Annotated in this window: 12 protein-coding genes; 9 read left to right on the top strand and 3 right to left on the bottom strand. The window is 49.2% G+C overall.

What is annotated here, in order from left to right; genetic code table 11:
* The first annotated feature begins 1 nt into the window (after position 1).
* The 5 genes from GK091_RS21235 (at position 2) to GK091_RS21215 (ending at position 3,213) form a co-directional block, all read left to right on the top strand.
* A complete protein-coding gene (locus GK091_RS21235; RefSeq protein ID WP_164042957.1) occupies positions 2–640 on the top strand; it encodes a response regulator transcription factor in 639 nt (212 codons plus the stop codon).
* A 197-nt stretch (positions 641–837) separates the two neighbouring features.
* The gene (locus GK091_RS21230) at positions 838–1,473 is read left to right on the top strand and encodes a peroxiredoxin (protein ID WP_164041882.1); all 636 of its coding nucleotides are present in this window, start codon (positions 838–840) and stop codon (positions 1,471–1,473) included.
* Positions 1,474–1,746: 273 nt separating this feature from the next.
* Positions 1,747–1,992: a hypothetical protein gene (locus tag GK091_RS21225; protein WP_164041881.1), complete on the top strand. Its 246-nt coding sequence runs from the start codon at positions 1,747–1,749 to the stop codon at positions 1,990–1,992.
* A gap of 113 nt (positions 1,993–2,105) precedes the next feature.
* The gene (locus tag GK091_RS21220) at positions 2,106–2,879 is read left to right on the top strand and encodes a glycoside hydrolase family 25 protein (protein ID WP_212592990.1); all 774 of its coding nucleotides are present in this window, start codon (positions 2,106–2,108) and stop codon (positions 2,877–2,879) included.
* A gap of 94 nt (positions 2,880–2,973) precedes the next feature.
* Positions 2,974–3,213, top strand: coding sequence for a hypothetical protein (locus GK091_RS21215; protein WP_164041880.1), 240 nt, complete (start codon positions 2,974–2,976; stop codon positions 3,211–3,213).
* Positions 3,214–3,270: 57 nt separating this feature from the next.
* On the opposite strand, the gene GK091_RS21210 is transcribed toward GK091_RS21215, so the two are convergent.
* Positions 3,271–4,938 carry an ArnT family glycosyltransferase gene (locus GK091_RS21210; RefSeq protein WP_164041879.1) on the bottom strand — a complete coding sequence of 556 codons (1,668 nt, stop codon included), beginning with the start codon at positions 4,936–4,938 and terminating at the stop codon, positions 3,271–3,273.
* Positions 4,939–5,056: 118 nt separating this feature from the next.
* Positions 5,057–5,905, bottom strand: coding sequence for a 2OG-Fe(II) oxygenase (locus GK091_RS21205; RefSeq protein ID WP_164041878.1), 849 nt, complete (start codon positions 5,903–5,905; stop codon positions 5,057–5,059).
* Between the two features lie 199 nt (positions 5,906–6,104).
* Between GK091_RS21205 and pgi the strand changes: the two genes are divergently transcribed.
* The 4 genes from pgi to GK091_RS21185 all read left to right on the top strand — a co-directional run bounded on the left by pgi (position 6,105) and on the right by GK091_RS21185 (position 10,673).
* Entirely contained in the window at positions 6,105–7,760 is a 1,656-nt protein-coding gene (gene pgi / locus GK091_RS21200; RefSeq protein ID WP_164041877.1) for a glucose-6-phosphate isomerase, read from the top strand.
* 290 nt (positions 7,761–8,050) lie between these two features.
* Entirely contained in the window at positions 8,051–8,926 is an 876-nt protein-coding gene (locus GK091_RS21195; protein ID WP_164041876.1) for a PorT family protein, read from the top strand.
* Between the two features lie 184 nt (positions 8,927–9,110).
* Positions 9,111–10,007 (top strand): hypothetical protein, encoded by an 897-nt coding sequence (locus tag GK091_RS21190; RefSeq protein WP_164041875.1) that lies wholly within the window; start codon positions 9,111–9,113, stop codon positions 10,005–10,007.
* A 99-nt stretch (positions 10,008–10,106) separates the two neighbouring features.
* A complete protein-coding gene (locus tag GK091_RS21185) occupies positions 10,107–10,673 on the top strand; it encodes a precorrin-2 dehydrogenase/sirohydrochlorin ferrochelatase family protein (RefSeq protein WP_164041874.1) in 567 nt (188 codons plus the stop codon).
* 118 nt (positions 10,674–10,791) lie between these two features.
* Here GK091_RS21185 and GK091_RS21180 read toward each other — a convergent pair whose 3' ends face one another.
* Entirely contained in the window at positions 10,792–11,598 is an 807-nt protein-coding gene (locus GK091_RS21180; protein WP_164041873.1) for a PhzF family phenazine biosynthesis protein, read from the bottom strand.
* Positions 11,599–11,668: the final 70 nt, after the last annotated feature.

Below are 11,668 nucleotides of genomic sequence, written 5' to 3'. Positions count from 1 at the left end.
AATGCTGGTGGACGATCACTCGATTGTCCGCGACGGAATTCGGCTACTCCTGGAACAGGCCGAAGGATTAGAAATTATCGATGAAGCCAACGACGGCGAGGAAGCGCTCGAAAAACTTAAATCGCATCAGCCCGATCTGGTCCTGATGGACATATCGCTTCCCGGTATGTCGGGCATTCAGACGACGCAGGTTGTCAGCCGGTTGTATAAGAATGTGCGAGTTTTGATGCTGTCCATGCACAACAATGAAGATTACATTCTTCGGTCGGTAGAAGCCGGCGCCTATGGCTACATCCTTAAAGATTCGTCGTCCGATGAAATGATCAAGGCGATACGCATGATCGCGCTTGGTGAAAAATATTACAGTTCACCCGTGGCATCGATCATTCTGAGCGGCTACATGCAGCAGCTCAAAAAAGGCAGCAAACAAAGTCGGGAAGTACAACCATCGCGTTTGTCCAACAAAGAAAAAGAGATATTGCAGTTTCTGGTCGATGGCATGAGCAGCCGCGAAATTGCCGAACGCCTTCAACTCAGCGTCCGCACGGTCGACAACCACCGCGCGAACATGATGCGCCGGTTACAGGTGCGCAATGCCGCTGAACTGGTTCGGATTGCAGTCGAAGAAAAGCTCATTTGATATGTGATCGGCAATCAGACAACTTGCCACTGGTAAGCGTCTCAATTGCCAATTTACCTTTTTCCCAATACCTGAATTGTGAACCTAGAAAATCTTTTCTACGTTTGCCCTGTAAAACCGGTTTAATACGCCGGTTTTTCCATTTCACCATTACTATATTAAGTTTATAGATTTAATCAACAAAACCTTTTTCTATTATGTCACTTCGCTTAGGAGACATCGCGCCCGATTTTGAGGCCGACACAACGCAAGGTCATATTCATTTCCACGAGTGGCTCGGAAATTCGTGGGGAATGTTGTTCTCCCACCCTGCTGACTTTACACCGGTCTGCACCACTGAATTGGGCCGGACTGCCCTATTGAAAGACGAATTTGGTAAGCGTAACGTAAAAGTTATTGCCGTGTCGATCGATGACCTCGAATCGCACAATCGTTGGACACCCGATATTAAAGACGTAACCGGATCAGAAGTCAACTTCCCGATCATTGCAGACGCCGACCGGAACGTGGCCACGCTATATGACATGATCCACCCTAACGCCAGCGAGAAAACAACGGTGCGGTCAGTATTCGTGATTGGACCCGATAAAAAAATCAAGTTGACCCTGACTTATCCAGCTTCCACGGGTCGTAACTTCAACGAGTTGATTCGCGTTATCGATTCGCTGCAATTAACGGCCGATTACCAGGTCGCAACACCCGCCGACTGGCAGCAAGGCGACGACGTCATTGTGACCCCAGCGGTATCGAACGATCAGTTGGAGGAAAAATTCCCGAAAGGCGTAACGTTTGTTAAACCTTATCTGCGCACAACACCACAGCCTAATAAATAGGCTTGACCCTTTGCGCCATCTCGCGGTAGAAGCCGCTGGTTAGTAGTCAGGTAGACTGGGTGTAGCCCGGACAAAAGCTGACTGATAACCAGCGGCTTTTCAGCAAATTTTCAGAAAGCCAGCGCATTAAATGATCGCGTTCAGTACCTATTTATCGACCCGCTGTTCCCATATCCTAATCATTCAGACTGACTTCAGCCTATCGTAAACAAATACATTGACCGACTCGTTAAGCCTTCGTTACGTATCAAATGCACTAAACTATTCAACGTTATGGCTAAGCAAAGCAATACCAACCCACAGCACGACGAAGGCCCAGTTGCAACAGCAATTGAAGAGCAAACTGCCAAATTACCATCCGACATTTTTCTGTGGGCGGCTCTAGGGTCGATGGGTGCCTCGTTGTATTTACAATACCAGGGCGACAGAGATCGTAGCTTGTTTGTTGGCCAATGGGCCGCTCCTTTCCTGATCCTGGGTCTTTATAATAAGCTGGTTAAACTCGAAGGTCACGATTGATTCCAGCCTGATCATCTAGTACTTGGCTCTCTGCACCCTGTAGAGAGCTTTTTTTTGTTCGTCACATTCGCGGGTAAACCTGTATTTTCGCCCCTGAACGTAAGTAGTCCTGCATGAAAGCACGCGTTTTAATCAATATCATTCTTCGACGCTATGGTCTCTGGATTGCCGCGTTCATGGTGTTGCTCATTGGGTATTTAATTTTTCGGTCCTATCGGCAGGATGATATGGACTGGCGTTTTGTGCGGGCTTTCGGGATTCGTCTACCGATGCGCTACGGCATTCATGGGATCGACGTATCGCGGCACAACGACCGCATCAACTGGAAACGGGTGCGGCAGATGGAAGCCGATGGCGTACGACTGCAATTTGTTTTTGTAAAAGCGACCGAAGGGGCAACGATGACCGATAAACACTTCGGTAAAAACTGGCAGGAAGCAAAGAACTCAACGCTCCGCCGGGGAGCGTATCATTTCTACCATCCAACCCGCGACCCCGTTAAACAGGCCCAGAATTTCATCCGGCACGTTGATCTGACAACCGGTGATTTTGCGCCCGTTGTCGATTTTGAGGTTACGAACGGCCAGTCCGACGAAACCATTATCAATGGCCTTCGCCTATGGCTGGAAACCGTAGAAGAACATTATCAGGCCCGACCGATCATTTATACCAACGGAAATCTTTATAAGCGGTATATAAAAGGAAATCTGGATGAGTATCCGCTCTGGATTGCCGACTACTCCACAAAGCACCTCCGCTCCTACGATGCCGATCACCTGTATTTGTGGCAGCACAATCAAAGCGGCTGGGTACAGGGCATTCGCGGACAGGTCGATTTCAATGTCTTCGTTATGGACGAAAAACGCTTGGGCGAGATCTGTTTGTAGGTTCGTTTTTCCAATTAGCGACCACACAATTCAAGAAAGTAGAAACAAAATAGTAGCTTTGCAGTTCAGTAAAAGAAAAATAACGTTACAGACCATGAATAAAAAACATTTGCTACTTGGCTTATGCTTCGCTTTTATCGGAGCTACGTCGCTCACCAGCTGCGACTCGAAAAAAGAAAACAAAGCCGAAGAGGTGCAGGATCAGAAAGAAGACGTGATCGAAGCACAAAACGAAGGCGACACAGCAGCCGTGCGTGAAGAGCAGGGTGAGTTGGATTCTGCCCGTAAAGATTACCGCGAAGCTGTTCGCGATTCAGTTAAGAAAGCTAACTAGTACAAATAAAGTTGTTAACGCAAAAACCAGCCAAGAGCTGGTTTTTTGCGTTACTGATCAGGGCTGATGACGGCGGAGGTAAAAGACAAATCCATTCTCCTCGCCTGTCTTCTGAATATCGGGCAACGAATCAAGTACGGTATGGGTTTCGACGTTCTTCTTGATAAACCAGACATCCTTATCGATCTTACCGCGTAGAAGCCAATTTTCGTCGTAATACTTGGGATTGGTCACGGCCGGTTTCTGGGTATAAAAGAAAGGCCCGTAACTCCGGTAACCATATGATTTTACGTATACATCCTGCCCCTGCGCCTTCTCAAAAAAACGCATGGCCGCATCCTGCGAAATGCCTTCAATGCGGCCAATGAAGAACCACAAGGTCAGCGTTATAAAGACGGCCATACCACCGAACAACGCAACAATGGCCCGTTCGGTCTGTCGTTGACTGAACCAGATCAGGCTCAGCGTCAGAACAATGAACAGCCAGACACCCGGAATGACCTCCCAGCCCGTCCAGTTGATTTTTGCGTCGAGGTTAGCCTGCGTGAACGCATCCTGATCGGCAAACGATTTCACCAGATCCATCCGGTGCGCAAGGATAGGTAAGCCAATCGTTGCCAGCACATAAACACCGCCAATACCGATCAGTCCCGCCCGGAACCAGTTGTTGAACCGGATCTTGTTCGCTTCCAGCTGCGTCAGGGTAAGGGTAGCCATGTACGTCAGCGGAAAGTAACACATCGACGAATAGTGGACAATTTTGGACTGGACGATACTGAACAGAATCAGAACGACCCAGAACAAGATCAGCATCCACTTCCGAAACTCACGCTGGTAGTTGCGTTCGATCATCAGCGGAGCAAACGCCCGAAGTGCGAAGATGGACGCCGGAAAACACCCGACCAGCAATATGACGAAGTGATAGCCAAGAAATCCGGAATGGCCGGCGTCGGGTGTACTGAAGAGCCGGAAGTTGTATTTGATAAATTCGGTGATGAAAATCGGGCCTTGCAGGAAGGTTTCGAGACCATACCAGGCTACCGAAATCAGCGTGGCCGATACCGAATAAAACAAAAACTGCACGGGCGTGATAAACCAGCGAAAACGGCTCAGTACCCAATAAACGCCCAGCGTCAGACAGACGATCAGATACGCTACCGGTCCTTTCGTGTTGATACCCATTCCCAGGATAAACCCACCGACAAACAGATATCCCCACACACTGCGGGGAATCAGCGTACTGCTGGCGGTACCTTCCCGCTTCCAGGAAGCAAAGATCAGATTAACCAAGCCAATGAAAATAAACAGATTAAAAAACGGATCGATGATGCCTGATCGAAAATAGAGATGCGGAGTAACTGAACCCAAATAGGTTAGTGCCCAGATCAGACCAAACCGATGACCATGCAGCTTCGCGCCCAGATTATAGAGATAAACCAGCGAAATAATTCCGCAGATAGCATTCGGCAGGCGAGCCGCAAATTCATTGGTGCCAAAGATGTTCATCATCAACGACTGGCACCAGAAAAAAAACGGAGGTTTTTCGTAGAACGGTTTGAAATCAATGTGAACCCGCACATAATCGCCCAGCACAACCATTTCGCGGGAACACTCGGCAAAGTTGATTTCGTCCCAGTCAAATAGCCGGACACCCCCCAGAAAAGGAATGAACAGCAGAATGCCCACAGCAGTAAAGAGGAGCGAATAGAAAAGTTTTTGATTCATACGTAACGCAAAAAAGCCCTGTCCACAAGGGTGAACAGGGCCGTAAAAGTAATCAAAAAGGTTTAGCCAGCGTTCCGACAGGTTTTATCCGACTCAGATGTGTCATTCGTAGGCCGGCTTATTTCTTGCCACTGAGTCGATTCAGTACAGAACTGATGAACGCATCGTCAATGCTGAGCGTACGCTTGAGCATAGTATAGGTAGCTACCATTTTCTTGTCCAGCCAGATCAGAATCGCTTTGGCCCCATCATCCGGACGAGCTTTGTAATTCGTTGACCGCAAGGTTGGCGTTACGGCTTCTTCCGTAAAATAGTACAGCGCAATCGACTTACGGGTTCTGTCGTCCGGACACAGGATCGGATCGGGCAGACCGTGGTATGAATCCTCGTCGGTGTTAAAAATAACGCACCGGTTAAAGATTGGCGCTATTTTCTCCACAACACCTTTCATCTGGCGGTCCCAGAGTTCGAGGTCACCCCGGTACTCCGGCTTCCAGTCGTGGTTGAGGTAGATCAGCAGATTCACCCGCCGACGCCAGTTCCGTTTGTGCGGGTGAACCGTGAAATCAGCGTGGACGTTCAGAAAGCCATTACGCTTGGACTGGTGAAGCCCACCGCCTTCCAGCGAATCATCGGAAATCAGGTTGGGAATGCCCGTCAGTTCGCTAAGATACGCGACGAATTTAGGCGAGTTCATTTCACGAATAACCTCCTGGATGGCCGCTGGCAACAAGCCCATTTTGTTGAGACCGTGCTTTTTCTCATTCACGTGAACGTAATGAATCCAACCAGCATCACCCACGGCCGGAAAAGACGCGAGCGCACGTTCGGCGGCCCAGGGTTCCAGAAAATTCTCAAGCGCAATGTGCGGGTAAGGTTGGTTCTGCTGGTAACGCTGAGCATCGGCTGGCAGGGTTTTCTGCCAACGATCATAGTCGAAAAGCGTATCGGTCGCAATGGTATTCATACCACAGGGGTAAGTTGATAGTTGAGGTAGTTTACAAGGAAACCGTTTTGAACTAAAAAAGATTGCGCTGGAAATACGATATTCGCGCCGAGATTCTGAACCGATTTATTGGTTTTAGCTTTCAGTTCTTAGGTAGGCGATCAGAGTATTGCCCGTCAGCAACCGAAAACCAAACCGGTAAACACTAAACTCTCTTCCCATGCTCCCGAATCATCGATTTACCAGCCTCCCGGCTTATGCTCAGTTACAGGCTCATTACGACGTTCTGAAAGACCGACACTTACGCGATCTGTTCGCTGACGATGCGGAGCGTTTTCCGAAGTTTACCCGGCAGTTTGACGACATCTTGCTCGATTTCTCGAAAAATCGTATCACCGATGAAACGCTCGGCTTACTGCTCCAGCTGGCCGAACAGGCTGGCCTGACCGAAGCCATTGGCAAGATGTTTTCAGGCGATAAAATCAACCGGACCGAAGATCGTGCGGTGTTGCACGTTGCCCTGCGCAACCGCGCCAATACGCCCGTAATCGTCGACGGAGCCGATGTGATGCCGGACGTCAATGAGGTGCTGGCGCATATGAAGGAATTTTCGGAGCGTATCCGGTCGGGCGCGTGGAAAGGCTACACCGGTGAAGCCATCACTGACGTGGTCAATATCGGTATCGGGGGTTCTGACCTCGGTCCGGTCATGGTAACCGAAGCGCTGAAACCGTATGCAAGCCCCAACCTCCGGGTACATTTTGTATCGAACGTCGATGGTGTTCACATCTACGAAACGTTGCAGACGGTGAAGCCTGAAACGACGCTGTTTTTGATCGCATCGAAGACGTTTACAACGCAGGAAACAATGACCAATGCCCAGACCGCCCGACAGTGGTTTCTGGACACGGCCAAAGACGAAGCAGCCATCGCGAAACACTTTGCCGCTCTGTCTACGAACAAGTCGGCGGTTGAGAAATTCGGGATCGATCCGGCCAATATGTTCGGCTTCTGGGATTGGGTTGGCGGGCGCTATTCGCTCTGGTCAGCCATTGGTCTGTCAATTGCGCTGTACATTGGCTACGCTAACTTCGAGGAGTTGCTGGAAGGCGGTCATGCGATGGACGTGCATTTCCGGGACACACCGCCTGAACAGAATTTGCCGGTCCTTCTGGCATTGGTTGGTATCTGGTACAATAATTTCTTCGGTGCGCAGACGGAGGCTATTCTCCCCTACGATCAGTACATGCACCGGTTCGCGGCTTATTTTCAGCAGGGCGACATGGAAAGTAATGGTAAATCGGTTGACCGCGAAGGCAATCCAGTCGACTGGCAAACGGGCCCGATCATTTGGGGAGAGCCTGGAACTAATGGCCAACATGCCTTTTATCAACTGATTCACCAGGGAACGAAGCTGATTCCCTGCGACTTTCTGGCTCCGGCCATCAGTCAGCGCCCGCTTGGCGATCACCACAAGATTCTGCTGGCCAATTATTTTGCGCAGACCGAAGCGCTGATGAACGGAAAAACCGCCGATGAAGCCGCCGACGAGCTCCGCAAAGCGGGTAAAAGCGAGGACGAAATCAATTTCCTGACTCCGTTTAAAGAGTTTTCGGGGAACCGGCCAACCAACTCGATTCTCTTCAAGCGGTTGACACCCCACACGCTGGGCAGCCTGATTGCGCTCTACGAACACAAGATATTCACACAGGGCATCATCTGGGATATTTACAGTTTTGACCAGTGGGGCGTGGAGCTGGGTAAACAACTGGCCAGCCGGATTCTGCCCGAGTTGCAGGACGATGTACCAGTGAGTACCCACGACAGTTCGACCAATGGACTGATCAATGCGTATAAAAAACTCCGTGGCGAATAAAATTTTGTTTATCTCCGAGATTCGTTGATTAAGAGGTGTTTCACCAAATACTGACGATATCTTTCGATTTTCTTCCATTAGACGTTCAAATCGATCTGTTAAATTGATTATAACGGACCATTTAAGGAAGTTTGGCTCATTTCGTAAAAATAGAAGTAAACAAACGAAGCATATTACTAGAGCAAGAAATTAGAATAATCTAAAAACATTGTTTGTAACAGGGCTGTTAATGGGGTGTGGTAGCAATATCACACCCTTGTTATATACAACTCAACGCTGTTTAAAACACTATGAGAACTCAACTTACTCTGCTGGCATCGTGCCTGCTTGGTGTTGGCCTTGCAACAGGTCAGAGCACCACTAACATGTCCTCGACCACATCGGGCACATCTACCTACAATGCGTCGCCAGTAACCGACACAACCAGTACGTCGAACACCACGTATTCAACGACACCAACCACAACGGACAATTCGTCGAACACGAACAGCACCTACTCGACAACGCCATCGACAAATAGCTACAACAACGCTAACGCTGGCACCACGACAACAACAACGACGGATTACAACACGACAAGTACCCGCGATAAAAAGGCGAACGATTACAAAAACTTCGTATTCGGTATCTACGCTGGTTTGAACACAACGAAATTCAAAGGTGAAGCAGTCAATCCAACCGGCGGAAACGACAAACTGACGGGTCGCCTTGGCTACCAGGCTGGTTTCTTCGTACGGGGCGGTGGCCGTTTGTTTGGTCAGATCGGTGCTGAATACTTTGCGTCGAGTTCTAACTATTTCGTTGCCGGATCGGGCCAGTCGGCCTCGGACATCAAAGATCGGATCGATCTTAAATACATTCAGGTTCCTGTTTACATCGGTTACAAACTGGTCGAATCGGATCGGGGTATCTCGGCTGTTCGTTTACAGTTAGGTGTGGAATATGCTAACCGGATTGGCTCGAGCAGCAATTCATTCGGTAACCTGAACAACCTTGAGTTCAAAAATGGTACGTTCAACGGATTGGGTCAGTTAGGCTTCGATGCGGGCCCGGTATTTCTTGACCTGACCTACCACTATGGCTTCAGCAACACAATCGCTCAGAACAATGGTTTTGCTGGATCAGCTCGTAGAATCCTGAGCGCCAGCGTAGGCTTCAAGTTCTAGTACGACAAATAAATAATCAGTAAAGAAAGGCCGTCTCCATAAAAGGCGGCTTTTTTTTGACTGGTCTGGTCAGCATCGTTACTGGAAAATAGTAATGCTGACCAGTAAGGAAGCCAAACATTCGATAAGGGTACCTAGTTGTTAGACCATACAGGCTTACGCCTTTTTCTCAACTCAACACGTTATGAAAACATCACTAAACGCAGCACTATTGCTGGCCGGCGTATGCACTGCCAGTCTATCATTCGGTCAGCAAAACTCAAATAACGACCGTTATGACCGGGATTACCGCCCATCGCGTCAGGACGAACGTCGCAACGAACAGCGGTTTGATGATCGTATGGACGAACGACGGGATTACAACCGCCGGAATGACGAATACCAGCGGTACGATAATCGGTATGAAGACCGGATGGGCAATAGCCGGAATAACAATCGGTCATTCGACGAACGCGATCTGAGCAGAGCGTATGATGAGGGTTTTGAGGACGGGCAGCGTAGTGTAGCTGTTGAAGAACGTAAAGAGCGTCGGGAGAACTACAAAAACTTTACATTTGGCGTATATGCCGGTGCTAACTCAACCCGTTTCCAGGGCGAGGACGTACAGGGTAATAATTTGAGCGGTCGGCTTGGGTATCAACTGGGCTTTCTGGTACGCGGTGGTGGTCGTTTCTACGGTCAGATTGGTGCTGAATACTTAACATCGAGTTCTGATTTTTTCCGGGCTGGCGATGGTCAGGTAACGGGTGTGAAAGACATTACATCGAACGTCGATCAGAAATACATTCACGTTCCAGCTTATATCGGGGTTAAACTGGCTCAGTCAGAGCGTGGTATCTCGGGTGTTCGTCTGCAAGTGGGTGCTGAATACGCGGCCCCCCTTGGTGTGAACAACAACGCGTTTAACTTCACACAGGGCGATTTCGCTGCGGCTACTATCAATGGACTGGCAAATATCGGTTTCGATGCGGGTCCGCTGTTCCTGGATTTTGTTTACCACTACGGTTTTGCTGATGTACTTAACAGTGTTAGCAACACCAAGCGCCGGATTCTGGGCGTTAACCTGGGCGTGAAGTTTTAATTGATATCCATATCGGTTAATAATCGGTAGTGGTTCGTTAATAGTCGTAAGTTTGCTAATAGCTACTTCAATCGACTGTCGACGAACCACTTCTTTTTTATGAACACCCTATTCCCGATTTTTGTAAAAGCCGAAAACCTCCACATACTTATCGTGGGTGGCGGTTATGTGGGACTGGAGAAAACAACGGCATTGCTGGCTAATTCGCCCAATGCCCGGCTTACACTTGTCGCGCCCGAGATTCGGGATGAAATCCGGGAACTAGCGCAACAGTATCCCAAAATGGAGCTGATTCAGGAGCCGTACCACGCACTTTTTCTGGCCGATAAAGATCTGGTCATCGTCGGCACAAATGACAAAGACGTAAACCGTCAAGTACAGGCGGATTGTAAAAATCGCCGTATTCTGGTCAATGTGGCCGACACGCCCGATCTGTGCGATTTTTACCTGAGTTCGGTCGTAAAAAAAGGTGACCTCAAGATTGCGATCTCGACCAATGGCAAGTCGCCAACGTTTGCCAAGCGGTTCCGCGAAGTACTGGAAGAGATTCTGCCCGACAGTTTGCAGGAAACGCTCGATAACCTGACGGCCATTCGAAATAAGCTCAAAGGCGATTTCGTGCAAAAAATGGAGAAACTCAACGAGATTACGAAGGTGTTGAAATGAGACTCGTCAGCGTCTGTGACGAACTGGGTCCGATAGGCCGTATTTTAAAAATACGGCCTATCGGACCCAGTTTTTGCAGTCATCCTGTTTGGTAATTCAGGACCCGCAAACCCAACAATCAATCACCCGATACGATCTCACCGGTCAGGTACAGCTGCACCTGCCCCGAAATATCGACACGTTCGCCATTAAGTTTGCAGCGCAGATCACCCCCTCGTTTAGAGAGTTGGCGGGCAGTCAGTTCCGTTTTACCAAGTTGTTCGGCCCAGTACGGAACAAGCGTCGTATGAGCCGAACCCGTTACCGGGTCTTCATCGATACCGGATTGAGGACCAAAAAAGCGGGAAACGAAATCAACACCCGAATCAGCGTCACCAGGGGCTGTTACGATAACACCCCGCGCGGGCACGGTGCTCATCTCCCGAAAATCGGGGTCCAGTGCTTCAATCTGAGCTTGTGATGTATAGACCAGCATGTAATCGGTTTTGCCTTTGTAAACAGCTAGAGGCTTTTCGTTAAGGCTGGCCAGGAGCGCGGGCGGCTGTAGATTGGCCTTGTGCACACTATCAACGGGGAAATCGAGCGTAAGCCAGCCATCTTTGCCCCGACACACTTTTAGCGAACCACTGCGGGAATTAAAAAAAAGCTGCTCCGCTTCAGGTTTCTGTTCCAGAAAAAAGACGACATAGCCCGTAGCCAATGTAGCATGACCGCACAGATCAACCTCAACGGTCGGCGTAAACCAGCGGATGTGGTAGGTGTCTTCGTCTTCCGTTTTAACGTAAAAAGCCGTTTCTGCCAGATTGTTTTCAGCCGCTATTTGCTGCATCCGTTCGTCAGGTAACCACTCGGTTAGCGGGACAACAGCCGCCGGATTACCGGAGAAAAGCTGGTCGGTAAACGCATCAAGTTGATAAATACGCATGGTATTAACGGGAAAGGCCATTAACGGTACGAATCTGTTTTACAGACTGATTACGTTCGACCAGGTTCGG

Source organism: Spirosoma agri (genome assembly GCF_010747415.1).
Taxonomy (GTDB): domain Bacteria; phylum Bacteroidota; class Bacteroidia; order Cytophagales; family Spirosomataceae; genus Spirosoma; species Spirosoma agri.
The sequence above is the reverse complement of the archived record's forward strand: the minus strand, read 5'-3'. Positions and strand labels throughout refer to the sequence as shown.